16 protein-coding genes are annotated in these 16429 nt (G+C 43.7%); 13 read left to right on the forward strand and 3 right to left on the reverse strand.

All coding sequences use genetic code 11. The features are described 5' to 3' along the window. Nucleotides 1-6: 6 nt before the first annotated feature. Together ACN6MV_RS04905 and ACN6MV_RS04910 are read right to left on the reverse strand one after the other, a co-directional pair. Nucleotides 7-246, reverse strand: coding sequence for an NHLP leader peptide family RiPP precursor (locus tag ACN6MV_RS04905; RefSeq protein ID WP_170880314.1), 240 nt, complete (start codon nt 244-246; stop codon nt 7-9). A 94-nt stretch (nt 247-340) separates the two neighbouring features. After that, a complete protein-coding gene (locus ACN6MV_RS04910; protein WP_419885829.1) occupies nt 341-1276 on the reverse strand; it encodes a hypothetical protein in 936 nt (311 codons plus the stop codon). 103 nt (nt 1277-1379) lie between these two features. On the opposite strand from ACN6MV_RS04910, the gene ACN6MV_RS04915 reads away from it, so the two are divergent. Further along, nucleotides 1380-1673 (forward strand): hypothetical protein, encoded by a 294-nt coding sequence (locus tag ACN6MV_RS04915; protein ID WP_042124418.1) that lies wholly within the window; start codon nt 1380-1382, stop codon nt 1671-1673. Between the two features lie 41 nt (nt 1674-1714). Here the strand turns inward: ACN6MV_RS04915 and ACN6MV_RS04920 are convergent, their stop codons facing one another. Beyond that, nucleotides 1715-3625, reverse strand: a complete 1911-nt coding sequence (locus ACN6MV_RS04920) for a beta-N-acetylhexosaminidase (RefSeq protein ID WP_419885830.1) — start codon at nt 3623-3625, stop codon at nt 1715-1717. Between the two features lie 84 nt (nt 3626-3709). On the opposite strand from ACN6MV_RS04920, the gene ACN6MV_RS04925 reads away from it, so the two are divergent. The 12 genes from ACN6MV_RS04925 (at nt 3710) to ACN6MV_RS04980 (ending at nt 16427) form a co-directional block, all read left to right on the forward strand. Beyond that, complete coding sequence (locus ACN6MV_RS04925; protein ID WP_419885831.1) at nt 3710-4564, forward strand: helix-turn-helix domain-containing protein; 855 nt, start codon at nt 3710-3712, stop codon at nt 4562-4564. 316 nt (nt 4565-4880) lie between these two features. Beyond that, nucleotides 4881-6527, forward strand: a complete 1647-nt coding sequence (locus ACN6MV_RS04930) for an ATP-binding protein (RefSeq protein WP_419885832.1) — start codon at nt 4881-4883, stop codon at nt 6525-6527. A gap of 23 nt (nt 6528-6550) precedes the next feature. Beyond that, nucleotides 6551-7186 (forward strand): response regulator, encoded by a 636-nt coding sequence (locus tag ACN6MV_RS04935; protein ID WP_036676623.1) that lies wholly within the window; start codon nt 6551-6553, stop codon nt 7184-7186. Between the two features lie 265 nt (nt 7187-7451). Then, a complete protein-coding gene (locus tag ACN6MV_RS04940; protein WP_042124427.1) occupies nt 7452-8192 on the forward strand; it encodes a YveK family protein in 741 nt (246 codons plus the stop codon). Further along, complete coding sequence (locus tag ACN6MV_RS04945) at nt 8176-8817, forward strand: CpsD/CapB family tyrosine-protein kinase (protein ID WP_076119863.1); 642 nt, start codon at nt 8176-8178, stop codon at nt 8815-8817. The genes ACN6MV_RS04940 and ACN6MV_RS04945 overlap by 17 nt, the downstream gene beginning before the upstream one ends. An 83-nt stretch (nt 8818-8900) precedes the next feature. After that, nucleotides 8901-9791, forward strand: coding sequence for a UTP--glucose-1-phosphate uridylyltransferase GalU (gene galU / locus ACN6MV_RS04950; protein WP_036676615.1), 891 nt, complete (start codon nt 8901-8903; stop codon nt 9789-9791). A gap of 30 nt (nt 9792-9821) precedes the next feature. Then, nucleotides 9822-10514 carry a sugar transferase gene (locus ACN6MV_RS04955; protein WP_042124430.1) on the forward strand — a complete coding sequence of 231 codons (693 nt, stop codon included), beginning with the start codon at nt 9822-9824 and terminating at the stop codon, nt 10512-10514. Between the two features lie 25 nt (nt 10515-10539). Beyond that, nucleotides 10540-11475, forward strand: coding sequence for a glycosyltransferase (locus ACN6MV_RS04960; protein ID WP_042124432.1), 936 nt, complete (start codon nt 10540-10542; stop codon nt 11473-11475). Nucleotides 11476-11484: 9 nt separating this feature from the next. Next, nucleotides 11485-12831 (forward strand): O-antigen ligase family protein, encoded by a 1347-nt coding sequence (locus ACN6MV_RS04965; RefSeq protein WP_042124434.1) that lies wholly within the window; start codon nt 11485-11487, stop codon nt 12829-12831. After that, complete coding sequence (locus ACN6MV_RS04970) at nt 12828-13601, forward strand: WecB/TagA/CpsF family glycosyltransferase (protein WP_042124436.1); 774 nt, start codon at nt 12828-12830, stop codon at nt 13599-13601. Before ACN6MV_RS04965 ends, ACN6MV_RS04970 begins: the two co-directional genes overlap by 4 nt. Further along, the gene (locus ACN6MV_RS04975; RefSeq protein ID WP_042124438.1) at nt 13598-15076 is read left to right on the forward strand and encodes an O-antigen ligase family protein; all 1479 of its coding nucleotides are present in this window, start codon (nt 13598-13600) and stop codon (nt 15074-15076) included. The genes ACN6MV_RS04970 and ACN6MV_RS04975 overlap by 4 nt, the downstream gene beginning before the upstream one ends. Beyond that, complete coding sequence (locus tag ACN6MV_RS04980; RefSeq protein WP_042124440.1) at nt 15042-16427, forward strand: oligosaccharide flippase family protein; 1386 nt, start codon at nt 15042-15044, stop codon at nt 16425-16427. Before ACN6MV_RS04975 ends, ACN6MV_RS04980 begins: the two co-directional genes overlap by 35 nt. Nucleotides 16428-16429: the final 2 nt, after the last annotated feature.

Here is a 16429-nt window from a genome sequence, read left to right on the forward strand (position 1 = left end):
GCTGTCTTACCAAGAACCGCGTGGTGCTGCGGTTGCTTTCAATACATCTGATGATGGACTTGGTGGGATTACAAGATAGAATTCATTTGAACCTTCTTCAACGGCTTTCAAGGTAACGCTGTCGGGAATGATTACGCCTAGCGCTTCTTGGAGAGCTGCTTTTGGATCTGCGAGTAGTCTTTGCTTGAAACTTGGATCTTCCCATGCCTTTTGAATGACTTGATTTCTAAGAACTGCTTCTGACATAATAATCACCCTTTCCGAAATGTATATATTTACCTTAAATAATATAACATAGCAATTGTGCTAATACTATTCTTTTTTCTACAAAATAATAGAATTATTGTATATTTTTTGAAAGGTAATAAAATAAGCCTCCACCTTGTAATAGCTGCTTTTCTGCTTCAATTGAATCAGAGATCTGTTGTAAGTTCGTCACTAGCATAGAATGAAATGCAAGAAGATGAGGTACATCTAAGCTGGAAGCTATCACTTTATGATGTGTATCCTGCGCTAATTCGGTATAGGTATGTAATCCGCTTGCAGTGAATAGGAAAAATTCGACCTCGTTCGATGTGAGTGAGGTTTCTTTATCAGTGGATAGATTACTCCGTGTAAGTGAGAGTATACAATTATAGCTGCCTTCTGCTAAATCTTCTTTCCAGTCTTCATAGTCGTCAAGCATTTGTAGGGTAAGTAGAACGGAGTCGATCATTTCCTCAGTCTGCGGTACAAGAGAATCCTTACCAGATAGAAGAAGGGCAGCAGTGCTGGATAATTTGAGCGGACTGGCTTTATAAGAGATTTTGATTCGATCGCTAAGAAAATAATCGCTGGTGGATTCATTACTAACACTGTCTGCCCATTGAGCAATATAGCGATTAAATGAAGTCCAGAAAGAGGAGTCATTCGGAAATAAACCTCTGTAGATATTCAAAAATTCAACATAGAGCAGGTTCGCCAAAGGTAGTCCTTCGTATGTAGAGGATTCTTTGCTATCCATCAGGTCATCTTGTATGAAAAAATATAGCATAAAGAAGACATTGCCCATCGACATTTGACGGGTAATTTCTGCTGAGAGTCCGCAGCCTTTCTGAAGCCAAAAGGGTAATAAATAACATATGTAATTTTTGTGGCTTTCCGCATTAAATACGTTAAAATGTTCAAGATAGGACATGCCTTGTGAATTTAGAGGCGCTGGAAATTCGGAGATGATCTTTTTGCTCTCTTGAAATACTAAGCGGAGTTCTTCTTCGTAATCATTTAGCCAATCCATTGCATCTCTCCTCTAATGAAATTACAAAAATCTGGTTCTTTCGCCCTGATTATATCCTTCTCTTTATTCCATTACAACTAAAATTTAGGAGGTTTCAGGACAAATGGAGTGCTATACTTTGGGTCAAATGCTTATGACGATTCGAATGGGGCAAAAGGCTGAAACGCCAGACGGCCGCATTGTGATGCGTACCTCTACGGGTCTTATTTGGAGAAACGGGATCTTGAATGGAAAAACAGTAGAAATCAAGGATTATTTGTTCTCTGATTTGTGGCAAATCTATGAGGATGAGGAAAGTATGAAAGAGGGAATTGGCAGAGAAAAGCATGAGGAGCGGGAGCGGGAGATGCTTGAAAATCAATATGAAGAGCTGCGCTTAGCGAGTCGAAAACGCTAGATTTAACGTTAAACTCGCCAAGCGCAGCTAGGATGAGGAAATTACTTCGATTTCAATGCTTCGTATTGACCTCTTAGACGTAGAAGTCTCCAAATACTTTGATCCAAGCCACCGAGTCGGTTGCGCTCGGTCCACAATAGACGATAATGATGAAGAAGAACATTCAAATCATTGATTTGCTCCGTAATCAGGTTAGGGTCAATCGAATCTGGTGAGGATGCCAGCTGCAGTTTGATTCTGCCAAGCTGCACAGCGTGTTTCACAAAATGGATTCCGTTACTCAGTTCCTTTAGGACAAGATCAGCATCATCACATTGTAGATCAAGTCCCGAGAGACGTGCCTCGATAGAGAGCATGTATTCTTCGAGATTGTTGAAATGTTCTTCGGTAAGTTTCTCTACAATTAACAAATTGTCGAGATTAGTGCGAAGAAGCAGGGACATTTCCGTATCATTTGAACGAATAATCTCGGATTCAAGTTGATAGTAATTGCCGAGATCAAGGAGTAGTTGACCAATACCCTCGGAGCGATCGGCAAAGATGAATGTATTTAGGTACTTTGCAGTGTCCACTTTTAGATTGTTATCTACATTCCAGGCAAGTGCAGCACCGTAAACATATCCAGTATAGCTGATTGGGAGATGCTGCCAGTGTCCGTGATCCCCCCAATCGGTAATGAGATAGCCGATGGCACCGTTATTCTTGCCATGAATAGCAGCGCTACGCAGATTGGCAAACATATTGTCGCTACGCCCTGTAATGGAGTTCCATGAGCTGGTGCCTGGGCAGACATAGAAAGGAATACCTGCTTCACGGAATTTGAGGGTATCCGACTCGAAAGGATGTTCCGCACTATATCCCCATTCCATTGCAATAATGTCTTTAGGAAGATGAGGAATCAGCTCAGGATGCTGGATAATAATATCACCCCAGAATTGCATCGTTTTGCCGCGTTTCGTAACGAGTTCATAAATCTTCTGAAGAAAAGATAAATAGATCTGACCTTTGCCTTGTGATTCAGCTAGCGCTTTGCTTTTGCCAAGACCTAGCTCATACGTCTCATCACAGCCTACATTAAACTGATTAGAGGTAAAGTAAGGAAGCAGATCATCGAACATTTTTTCTAGCAGAGGGAGTACGGCAGGGTCTTCGGTGTCAAACGTACCGGGATGCATAAATAACCCTTCTGGATATACATCTGCCATGTACAATTCCTTAGGAAGCATGAATCCCTCTGGAATTTCCGCCAAAGCATTGAATTCAGGACGGGAAAGCCAGCCTTCCATATGTCCAAAGCTGTTCTGGTTTGGAACAAGCTCAATATATCGCGCCTTACAATAGGCATCTAGAAGCAAGATTTCCTCGCCAGTAATCGGAGTTTCAAGCTCCCACACTTGAGGGAAAGATTCATACGCGAACGGAGCACCTTCTATATATAGCTGAACTTGGTTCATCTTCAGATCGGCCATAAGGTCAATGATTCGGTACAAGGTTTCTTGCTTCGGAATTTTATTGCGGCTGATATCAATGGTAATCCCGCGAGCTCCAAAATCAGGTTCATCGTGAATATGCAGATGAGGAATAGATCTTCCGCTTTGCTCAATAATTTGTTTCAGGGTTGCTATGGCGTAGAAAGCACCGACAGGTGAGCTATAGGAGACAACGATACCGCTTTGATCAATAACAATCTCATATGCCTGCTTAGATAAGGATGGCACATAGCTAAAGATACAAGCGGATACTACCGTTGGGCGTGTGCCAATGGATAAGGTCAAATGAAGATTCAAGGCTTGTTTAATCACAGCTTGCAGCTTTTGTGCAGCCGGCATTGCACCTTGTTCTCCCGTACTAGGAAGCACGATACTTCCGATTATTGGGAAACGGAATGAACCTTGGGACAATGTGATTTCACGCGGATTAGGTACAAGCAGTAGTGTAGAATGATTAAGCATAGCGTGGACACCTCTTATTCATGTAGAATATGATCAACTTCACAATAACCTTATCACTACTAAACAAGGGGAGGAATGTCTATAATGTCCAAGCACATGGATTATATGATCAGTCCATATCCAATACGAATTATTGATCCGAAGGTTGAGTCCTCTAGGCTGAAGCTTAAAAATATAAGAGTAGGACAAGCCGGTCATTTGCCGGGAAGAACGTTATTCCGGTCAGGCGTAATCTTTGAACACTGGGCAATTGTTTACATAGTATCAGGTGGCGGCACCTATATGGAAACTTCGGGGAAAGAACAGCAGGTGCGTGAAGGCAGCTTATTCTTTTTTCGCCCAGGATACAGTTACAATTTCGGTCCACCATCTGGAGGGAGCTGGGATGAGTATTATATTAACTTTAATGGGACACGTGTATCGGAATGGCTGGAGTCGGGTCTAATTGCTGGCGGGAATGTGTTCCAAGCAAATTCGATCATGGGTCTTTCGACCTTATTTGAAGAAGTGCTAGAGCGTATGGAGAGTGGAGAACCTGCAGATGCGGATCGGGCCGCATTACTCGTTGAAAGAATGCTATTGGAGTGTTCATTTATAATAGAAGAAAAAAGTTGGAATGCCCAGGCAGATTATATGCGTCAAATCCGTGAGGACCTGAATTTATGCATTTATGGTGAAATGGACCTAGAACAAATCGCGGCTAAACATCATATTTCGATGTCTACACTTCGTCGTCTTGTTCGTCGTAGTAGCGGTTATCCGCTTCATGAATTTATTCACCGTCTTAAAATGGCAGAGGCTAAAAAGCTGCTTCTCAACACCTCATTACAAGTGAAAGAAATCTCTGGTATGCTTCATTATAATGATCCGTTCTATTTTTCACGTTTATTTAAAAAATATATGGGGATCGCGCCGCAACTTTGCCGAAGCAACATATAAAACGACATGACTCTACTAGAGTCCCATTGACAATTATTTTTATTTGTATAATGGTGTCGTTTTATAAGTTATGTTGAAAATAATGGATGTATTTTACATATATATGTTAGTTCTTATTAACTATAACGGAATAAATACCAAAATTTAGGAATAAATCCTTCTAAAAAAATAATAAATTTTTTGTAACTATTTTTCAAATGGAAGCGCAAACATGGATAATGTCAACTTGTTATTGTGATTTTTCTCATGTATGATGCTTTTATCGAACACAGTACAATCTCGCATTTTCCAAAAAACTGGAGAATAGGGTGGTGGGATGAGAATCAAGCCAACTGCAGAAGACAAACTGATTGCGTATTACAGGTACTTCTCTTTGTCCCTCACATCGCTCATGTATCTTCTAGATCAAACGGGACCTTCCGTAATTTATAAATGCCTTGTTATTGCCATACTCTTTCTGTTTGCACAAACGTTCTCATTTTGTTATCGGAGGTTACGAAGCAGGCCAAAGAGTCTCGTCCTGGCTGTTAGTGTAGAGATGGTGGGAATTATTGCATTGACCTTGTTTACCGGTGGATACGAGAGTTCGTTTAGGCTCTATGTGCTAAACCCTGTATTGATTGCTGCGGGCTCATTGTCCATTTATTTTGGATGGTCGCTGCTCTTAAGTTACATCAGTATTTTCGCGGTGCTTTGTTATTTTGTTATCAATTCTGCGAACAAAACTTTTCTAGAAATTGTATTTGTAAATGGGAATCTGTTTCTAACACTGGTACTTACGGTTATAATAATGCAGATCGTTAATCGGATGAAGCGGCAACGTGAAGAATCGAATGCTCGCACGAAAGAGACGATGGAGCATATCAAATCGCTGTACCATATCGTGGAAACCTCAAGCCAACATGATTTCATGAATATCGGTCAAGTGATCACCGATTATGTTGTTAAGCTAACGAAGCTAGACAAGGCTTTGTTTTGGTTCGCCAAGAAAAGCGGAGAACCAGCTCCGCAGAGCAGGCAGACCGGCTGGCAGCAGGAAGAGGAACAGTTCCTATTCTCAGAGCTGGGAAAACATGAGCATGAATGGAGATTGCAGCGAGAGCCTATTTTTAGAAATCTTCCGGGATTAGGAGATTTCCTGCTGATGCCTGTACGGATGAGCACCCGTTTTGTAGGGATGATTGGACTCAGGCTGGAGTCTGCAGAGGGGCTGGAAGGCCGCAGATGGTATATTCAACAATTGATATTCTTATCTGAGCTAAGTGCGAATATTCTTGAAAGGCATGAGCTTGGTGTGATCGAGAACCGGTTGATCATCACGAACGAACAGAACCGGATTGCGGATGAAATGCATGACAGTGTATCGCAGAGCCTTTTTGGCATTGTGTATGCGACGCATTCGCTGAAGGAATCGTGGAAGAGAATGTCAGATCATGAGCTAGAAGAACAAATTGAGCTTATTCATGACTCTGCTACCAAGGTTGCTAAAGAACTGCGGATCACGATCTACAGTCTTAGCTCCAAGAAGAGCGGCGGGCCTACATGGTTGGGCATGGTAAGATCACATTTGAAGAGCTTATCCAGATTAAATGATGTTGATATTGATTTAAAAATAACGGGAGATGATTTTAGTCTCCCTTATCCTTACCACAAGGCGCTTTTTCGGATTATCTCTGAAGCCACTGGAAATGCCATCAGGCATGGCGCTGCCAGTCGAGTGGATGTAGAGCTATCTCTGAAGCCGACTTGGATCCGATTATTGATTTGTGACAATGGTGTTGGTTTTGATACTGATTTGTTATGGATTGAATCCGAAGATAGTGTAAGCGGGCTAGGCATGAAGAATATGCAATATTTGACCCAGTCGCTCGGTGGCGACTTTCAGTTGTCCAGTAATGAAAGTTCAGGAACAAGAATTATGATTTCAATTCCTGTCGGTGTAGCTGAATTAAAGAATGCATAAACTTTAGGCGGGAGGTCGTTTCTGTGAAAATCGTCATTGTTGATGATCATCCTTTAGTTAGAAGAGGACTGGCATCTGTCATTTCCATGCAACCGAATGTGCAGTTTGCAGGTGAGGCAACGAATGGTCAAGAAGCGCTTCTTGTGATTGAGGAGACGCAGCCTGATCTCGTACTGATTGATCTTAAGCTAGCAGATGAATCGGGGTTGGATGTCATCAAGACAGCACGTGCTCGTGGTATCGTTAGTAAGTTCATTCTGTTGACGTCATCTGCGAGCAGAGAAGATTTCCTGAAGGCTGAAGAGGTACTGGTAGATGGATATGTACTGAAAGAGGCGCTGCCGGAGGAGTTACTGTTTGCTATCCAATTAGTGCACAAAGGCAGGAAGTATTACGATCCTGGTCTGATGGAAGATAAAATGCGCATGAGCGGAAGCAGCCCAACGGATGAATTGACACCCAAAGAGAAGGAAGTTCTGATCGAGTTGGGACAGGGCGCTTGCAATAGAGAAATTGCCTCACGCCTTTTCATTAGCGAATTTACGGTGAAGAAGCATGTCAGTCAGATTTTAGCAAAATTACAGGTGGCTGATCGTACACAGGCGGCGCTTTATGCAAATGCTGTCGGTTTAACCAAATATGAAATGTCTTATGAGTGAAAATTGAAATAATTCATAAGCATTGTACATGAACACGGACAGGATGTCCGTGTTTTTTTGTGCGTCAAAACTTAAATTAGCCCTAAATATGGTACTAAAGTATACCATCACCCCCTCTTACGGTGTAAAACACCTTACTCCAAAGTGAACAGGAAAGTAATGATATGACCCATGTGGCGAATGATGTGGATTGATAGAATTAAAGCAACAACTGAAACTTTCATGAATTATTTCAGAATGTAATTTATGCGGAAGGAGGGTTACTGTGGAAAAGACGATTCTGGATTACATTAACCTGATTAAAAAAAGGTTTTGGCTCATCATGGTGTTCGTTTTGATCTCCTGTGCTACGACTTACTATGTTAGTAAAAACTTCGTTGAACCCGTCTATTCCGCTTCCGGACAGTTGCTGGTCAACAACATTGCCAAGGCTCCCGAGAGCAACAATCTTAACGATTTGAGCTTTAGCCTGAATTTAATTGAGAGTTACAAGGAAATTATGAAATCACCGACCATCATGAAAAGCGTAATAGAAAATCACCCGGAGTTTGGTCTGACGGCTGATGAACTAAGTCAGAAGCTTGAGATTAAAACTTCAGAGAAGAGTCAGGTGATCAACCTAAATGTACAGGATGAAAACTACACCAAAGCTGCCGGGATCGTAAATGCGGTTTCGCAGACATTCATTCGTGTATTGCCATCGCTGATGAGGGTAGACAATGTTACCTTGCTGACACCGGCCGATCCGACTGATGTTCCAGGGCCCTCGAACGGCGGGTTTGCGATGAATCTCATTATAAGCTTTGTTGTATCGCTTATGGCTGCTCTAGGAATTATTTTGCTGATGGAAACACTTAACGGCACATTAAGGTCTGAAAAGGAAGCGGAATATGACCTTGGTCTTCCGGTAATTGCTTCGATCGCAACCATTCGTAAACGCGATTTGGGTAAGGCGGCAGGCGGCAACACAAGAGTGAAGGAGGGTGCTTATGTTACGGCTAAATAAGAGTCTGGTTACGGACGTTAATCCATCCTCGCATATCTCGGAATCGTTCCGATCGCTACGCACATATATACGCCACCTTGGATTAGCACAGGATAGCGGAGGAAAAGTGCTGCTCTTTACGTCAGCAGAAGCTGGAGCAGGCAAGACAACGATTTTGTCGAATCTGGCGGTGTCTTTCGTCCAGGATGGGAAGAAGGTAGCGGTGGTGGACTGCAATTTGCGACATCCCGGTCTTCATACAGTGTTTGAAGTAGAGGGTAGTGACGGGCTTGCGGCTTATTTAAGTGGGCAAGAGGAAGCGGATAACATCGCTGTCCTCGGAAATCTGGCCAATCTTTCGGTCATCCCGGCGGGTAAGACTCAGGTTAGTCCGCCGGATTTGCTAGGTAACCCTAAAATGACCGCTTTGCTCGAGGAACTAAAAGAAAACTACGATCTGATCCTACTGGATTCTCCTTCGGCTGTCGACTTCAGTGATGCTCGTATATTGGCACCACAAGCGGACGGCGTAATCTTAGTGGCCAGATACGGAAAGTCCAAACGGGAATCGATTCGCAAAGCGAAGACGCTGCTTGAACAGACCGGCTCTAATCTAATCGGAATTGCCATGAACCAGGCGAAGTAAATGTTTATGCTTTCGAAGTGAGTTTTGCTCGAAGTGAAATCATTGAAGCTAATGCTCACAAAACTTTTAGGAGGTAAAGTGCGATGAAAAAAGTAAAAAAAGTAATCATACCCGCGGCAGGACTAGGTACGCGCTTTCTTCCTGCAACGAAAGCCATGCCTAAAGAAATGCTTCCGATTATCAATAAACCAACGATTCAATACATTGTGGAGGAAGCTATTGCTTCCGGTATCGAAGATATCATCATTGTTACTGGTAAAGGTAAAAGAGCCATTGAGGATCATTTTGACAATGCGTTTGAGCTGGAGTCTAGGCTTCTGGAAGATGGAAAGCTGGATCTGCTTAAAGAGGTTCAGCGTTCAGCCAAAGTAGAAATTCACTATATCCGCCAGAAAGAACCAAAGGGTCTGGGTCATGCCGTATGGTGTGCAAGACGATTTATCGGAGATGAGCCATTCGGTGTCATGTTAGGCGATGATATCGTCACAGGAGCCGTACCTTGCCTTAAGCAGCTGATCGATCAATATGAAGAAACACAAAACTCGGTTATCGGAGTTCAAGAGATTCCTGATGAATTCACGAATCGTTACGGTATTATTGAACCGGATTTGCAGGACGGTAAATTGTATCGGGTTAACAATTTTGTAGAGAAGCCGCCACTTGGTACGGCACCTTCCAATCTGGCGATCATGGGCCGGTATGTGTTTACTCCGAAGATCTTTAAGTATCTTGATTTGATGGAAGAAGGCGCTGGCGGAGAGATCCAGTTGACAGATGCTATTCAGAAGCTGAATCAGAGCGAACGGGTATATGCCTATAATTTTGACGGAACAAGATATGATGTCGGCGAGCGGCTTGGATATATTTTGACCACACTTGAATTTGCACTGCAGAGCGAAGATTTGCGCTATCCGGTAATGGACGCAATGTCGGAATGGCTGAATAAAATGGGACAAACCAGCTTGAGTAGTTAAGTTGAGTTCGCAAAATTTTAGATGAGGAGGATGAGCATGCAAAAACTGCCGGAAGACTACGAGGCGGTCCTGCCGAAACTTTACATGCTGCATACCGATGAGAGAAGGAAAGAAGCGGAGTCCTATCTGATAATGAAACGGATGATCGATATCTTTTTTTCCGCTCTTGGTCTTCTCGTGTTAATGCCATTATTTGTTGTCGTGGCGATTCTGATCAAGCTGGAAGATCCGAAGGGTAAAGTGTTCTTTCGGCAAAACCGGGTTGGCAAGAATGAAAAGCAGTTCCCTATGTATAAGTTCAGATCCATGGTTAGCAACGCTGAGGAGTTAAAGGAAAACCTGATGGCCTATAACGAAGTGAGCGGTGCAATGTTCAAGATTAAGAACGATCCTCGGATCACACAAATAGGGAGATTCCTGCGCAAGACGAGCATCGATGAGCTGCCTCAGCTGTGGAATGTGCTGATAGGTCAAATGAGTCTGGTCGGTCCTCGTCCTCCGCTGCCTGAAGAGGTGGCTCAGTATACGGAATATGACAAACAGCGTTTGACGGTTACACCAGGCTGTACCGGATATTGGCAAGTGAATGCCCGAAACAGTGTCGGCTTCGACGAAATGGTACAGCTGGACTTAACCTACATCCATATTCGGAGCACCATGCTGGATCTAAAAATCATTGCTAAAACCGGACTGATGTTACTCGGTTCAAAAGATGCTTATTAATAATGTGGAAATTAGGTGAATGCCGATGCGTGAATACGGAGACGTTCCTAAGCTTTCCATTATCATCTGTACCTACAACAGAGCACCTTTATTGATCAAGACGCTTCAGTCACTTTTAAAGTTGGATTACTTAGAGCAGGCGGAGATCATTGTTGTGGATAACTGTTCCAAGGATGATACTGAAGCGTGCGTCAAAAAGTTCATAAGAACCCATGGAGCTGATGTGGATATCCGCTACATGATGGAACCTATACAGGGGCTGTCAGCGGCTAGGAATACAGGGATTCTGGCTTCCAAATCCCAGCTGATCGCCTTCCTAGATGATGATGCGATACCTTGCCGGAGTTGGATTACAACGATTGTCAGTACTTTTCAGAGTAAACCGGAGGTTATGGCTATGGGAGGCAAAATCTCTCCTATCTTCGAAAGTAAACGTCCGGATTGGTTGATTAAGCCCTTCGAACTTCCATACACCATTGTTGACTTAGGCAGCCGGATTAAGGAATATCCCAAGCAGCTTCACCCTTGTGGAGCCAATATGGCAATGCGGAAGCTTGTATTCGACATCAGTCTTTTTCCTTTAGACCTAGGAAGGAAGGGAGATTCTCTCCTCTCTGGGGAAGAGACCTGGTTATTCGGACAGATTCAAAAAGAAGGGCATTCCATTCTTTATCATCCGGAAATGGCCGTTGATCATTTTGTTCCAGCGGCTCGTTTGACGGAAGATTGGATCATGAGGCGGTATTATAGCCAAGGAATCTCAAATGCTATGAAAAGCGAAGGAATAAAAGGCAAGCTGCTTCTAATGGGAAAAACAGCCGCTAAGCTCGTGTATATCCTGGCTGATTCTATTCTTTCACGAAGCAAAGGGAGAAGACTTTTGAACAAATGCAGGCTGGAGAGTATTCGTGGAACGCTTCATATGATTCTCAATCGGGAGAGGCATTCCGCAGCGGGGTGAGGGATTAACATGACTAATTTTGAGTGGGGCTCCAAATTAAATGTTTTGCCATACGGGATGCTCTATCTCATGTCGGCCCTGTTCTTTGGAACGGCGGTCATCTACCAGCCGATGATTGCGATAGCTGCAGTGCTTCTGATTATTTTGCTGGGAATCTCGATTTCACGGCCGGAGTGGATCAGTTATTTCGTTTTAATAACGACGGCAATATCGATTAACTTTTTATATGATGGCAGCATGTTCGGAATGGAAATACTGTCACTTTATAAATTGGTTATCGTGATGCTGCTTGTTCCTTGTATTCTGGTCAATGGTTTGCGGTTTCGTCTGAGTCACCCCTTGTGGGCAATGGTGGCGCTTCTAGTGATTACCTTTGGATCTTCGATTTGGCTGCCAGAAATGACCTCATCCATTGCTGTTAAAGCTTTTATCGGTCTATCTATTCCATTCGTATTTTTATTAATTAACTGGAAAAAGAATGTAGCCGAGCTGCAAATCAAAATTATCTGTATGCTTCCCCTTGTTAGCGTAGTGGTTGGTTTGTTGCTGCAGCTTGCGCATGTTCATAATTTTCTCAACATCGAGTATACAGGCGCTGTACGGATTCAGGGGGCTAATATTCCTGCGCATCTAGCGATGCTGGCCTTTATGGGAGTAGCGATTCCATTTATAGAGGTGAAGCGGAATCCGCAGCAAGCACGCTTTTTCTATATCATGTTAGTTCTAAATTTCTTTATCTTGATTGGAACAGGAACAAGAGGGCCTATATTGGCACTTGGACTTACCGTTCTCTATTACTTCTATGATATTCTTCGTCAATATTTGAAGGGTAGAACCTATCTGCTAATTCCGTTGTTGGGTGCATTTTTCCTGATTATGGTCGCTGTCTTCTGGCAGCTCGATAATTTTGAGAAACGTTCCTTTGAGAGACAGACAGATACGGCTGTTGATTTATCAGGAAGGTCGGAGGCATGGGAGTATTTCTTAAATAAGGCTGCGGATTCTCCTTGGTCTGGCAGAGGGCTTGGAGCAGTGACGGTAGCAAATGATGGAACGTTGTACAAGGGTTTTGTAGTTCCGCACAACGAGTATATCCGCTTTTACTTCGATGGGGGATATATTGGCGCTATTCTGTTGATGTTCTCTTTATTGGCTGTATTTATTCTGGTGTACAGAGCATTGGCTCCGCCGATCAAACCTTATTATCTGTTATTTATTGCAGCGTTTTTAATCTACTCATTCTCCGATAACACGCTGTCGACGGTCCAATTTATTATTCCGTTCTGTTGGTACCTGAACTGCCTGTATCGATCTTCACAGCCAACCGATTCCCCACAAAAAGAAGTGATACGATGAATCAAGTGAATATGTTCGATGTCAATTTTGATAATTATGATTTTATGGATCTGCTTGATTACATTGATAAAACCATTCAGGAGAGGAATCAGTCTTATATCCTCACTTGCAATGTAGACCATGTGATCAAGCTTCGTAAGGATAAAGAATTTCAAACGGTGTATTCGAAGGCAGGCGCAGTTGTTGCTGACGGAATGCCACTGATCTGGGCATCCAAAATGCTAGGCAAGCCGCTTAAGCAAAAGGTATCCGGAGCGGATCTATTTAATCGATTGGGCAACGCCTTTGAGCAAAGGAAGTACCGGCTGTTCTTCTTAGGCTCAGCTGAAGGCGTAGCGGAACGGGCAGCGATGAATTTGAAAACAGCGCATCCCGGAATAAATGTGGTTGGCTGTTATTCTCCATCCTATGGATTCGAGCACAATGAGGAGGAGAATGAACGCATTATAGAGATGCTGACTGAGTGCCAACCAGATATCGTGTTTGTTGGTGTAGGAGCGCCTAAGCAGGAAAAGTGGATTTATCGCCACTATACCTCTTATCAAGCTCCGATATCGATCGGAGTGGGAGCGACCTTTGATTTTCTATCAGGCTCAGTGAAACGAGCGCCTAGCTTCATGCAAAAAACAGGGTTCGAATGGTTCTGGCGGCTTAGCCAAGAGCCGGGTCGACTCTGGAAAAGATATCTTGTAGATGATGCACAATTTCTACTTTTATTACTTAAGGAACTGCGTAAGCGGGATAAGGTGAAGGAAGGAGGCTTGGAATGAGTGTATTTACGCCCCCATCTGTTAGGTTTATCAAGGCAGCTGGTATAACAGGGGGAACTGTTGCTGTAGGTGTCTCTCTTCCGCTGATCATCGGATTCTCCAGTGCGATGCTGAGTTCATCGAACAGTCTGCAGGGAGCCATTCTCTCAGCCATCCTATTCCCAGCCTTCTTGTTAGCCATACTTAGACCCAAAATGCTGGTTGCGTATACCTTGCTAATCTGGGCAGTTGCTCCAGAGCTACGCCGCATTGCTGACTGGTCAGAAGGAGTGTATCACTCTGTATCCTTGCTAAGTTTAGCCCCCTTGTTAACCGGTGTAACCTTGATTATTCCGCTGCTGAAGGAGATTCACAATATTCAAAAAGCCTCCACGCGGATCATGTTACTGTTCGCAGTTGCACTGGGTTATGGAGCTTTAATCGGCTTGGCCAAGAATGGTATGGGCTCAGTTTATGACTTAGCAAATTATATTGTGCCACTGCTGCTATTGCCGTACTTTGCCGTCACAAAGTTCAAGCCGAGGGATATCGATCGATTGCTTAAGGCTTTTTCCAATATTGCCGTCCTAGTTGCCATTTACGGGATTGTTCAGTATTTGACGGTGCCACCTTGGGATGTGTTCTGGATGAAACATGCGGACATGATGTCCATCGGAAATCCATATCCATTGGAAATTCGAGTGTTCTCCACACTCAACTCACCGGGTCCGGCTGCAACATTCTTAGCATTTGCTTTAGTTCCAATGATACTGGAGAAAAAATGGCGGGGAACATTGCGCTGGATTGGTGTTCTGCTGGTTGTAATCTGCCTTCTGACTACCTTAGTACGCGCGGCATGGCTGATACTTCTGGTGATGTTGCTCATGTACATTGGAACCTCTCCTTCTAAGGGAAAATGGAAAACCTTGATCCAATTAGTTTTTGTGGCTGCTGCGTTGTTCTGGGTAGTACCGAAATTGCCTGGTGCCGAAGGACTGGTGGCCCGGGTAGAGACACTTTCTTCTGTTCAGGAAGATCACTCTTATAATGAACGACTAAGTTTATGGCAAAACATGCTGCCGATGGTCGCCGCCAATCCAGTAGGTCAGGGAATTGGTAGTGTAGGTCAAGGGACTAAGCTTGGTAACGACGGTGAGCTTGGAGAGTATGGAATTATGGATAACGGAGTTATCGCCTTACTGCTAACCTTTGGTGTTCTGGGTGCTATTTTCTTCTTCGGAGCTTTAGGCGCAGTTGTCAAACAGATATTCGCTAGAGTAATCAGAAGGGACCAATTGCAGCCATACGCCCGACTTGCGTTAGCTACTTGGACCGGTGCGATAGTCAGTCTGGTGTCAGATAATGGGTTTCCCGGACTCAAGGGATACTTAATCTGGATGCTAATCGGTCTTGGCCTCAGCGCAAGGGAGATTACTCAGAGTAGAAGGAAGGGAACACCGTATGCAGCAGTTGAATGCAAAGTCTCTCCCCACTAGAACAATCTGGTCATCCTTTAGAATGTTCACAAAGAGTAAGGACAACAGCTCGGCAGCCGTAAAAACTATGTTTGTCAGTGTCATGATCCTACTGATTAACATGTTAACGGGTGTACTGACCGCCCGTTATCTTGGGCCGACAGGGCGTGGGGAACAGACGGCAATGATTAACTGGTCACAGTTTCTGGCGTTTAGCATGAGCTTTGGGATTCCGTCAGCTCTGATCTATAACGCTAAGAAAAACCCGGATGATGCCGGAGTGCTTTATCGTATGGCATTGCTGCTTGGTATCATTTTTGGGGTCATAGCGATGATTATTGGTATCGTGGTCTTGCCTTACTGGCTGAAATCCTTCAGTCCGGAGGTCGTGACCTTTGCTCAGTGGTCTATGATTCTGTGTCCGATTATAGTGATCTCTCAAATTAACAATGCAGCTTTTCAATTCAGAGGAGAATACAAGAGGTTTAATTGGATTCGCTATCTAGTCCCATTGCTTACACTGATAATGATTGGGATATTGATCGCGCTGGATCAGATGAATCCTTTTACAACTGCAGTTGCCTATCTCCTTCCGGGAGCGCCACTGTTTATCGGAATGACGATTTCCTTGCTTCGCACCTATAAGGTGAAGATGAGAGGGGCCTTTCAGAATTTAAAAAGATTATTCACTTACGGGCTGGGTTCTTACGGCAATGACTTGCTTGGTAATTTCTCTACCTATATCGATCAGATCGTAATTGCCGGTTTGTTACGACCTGCTGATCTGGGGCTGTATGTAGTGGCTGTGAGTCTATCGCGAATGGTTAATTTTTTCTCAAGCTCGATTACGGTCGTGTTGTTTCCTAAGGCTTCTGAGCTGTCAAAAGAACAGGCAGTTGAGTTAACATTCAAAGCCTTCCGAATAAGTACGACCTTCACCATGTTTGGCGGAGTAGTCCTGATGCTCTTAGCCCCTTTAGTGATTCCGCTGATGTACGGCAAAGACTTCAATGCAGCATTAACCGTGTTTCGCTTGTTGCTCCTTGAAGTGACCATTAGCGGAGGGACGATCATTCTGGCGCAGGCCTTTATGGCGCTAGGCAAGCCGAAAATTGTTTCGATGCTTCAAGGTTTCGGCTTACTCTTGGTTATCCCAATGTTGTTCCTGCTCATCCCTAAATTTGGCTTACTCGGAGCAGGGATAGCGATGTTGTCATCATCAATCCTGCGATTCTTCTTCATTGTTCTCAATATAAAGTACACCTTAAAAGTTAAACTTCCACGGTTACTCATTACCCGGGAGGACATCCAGTGGATGAAGACGACGATGAATTCTTACATTCGCAAGAAACCGATGGATATGAATGGATAATG

Source organism: Paenibacillus sp. B-A-8 (assembly GCF_048572915.1).
Taxonomy (GTDB): Bacteria; Bacillota; Bacilli; order Paenibacillales; family Paenibacillaceae; genus Paenibacillus_AQ.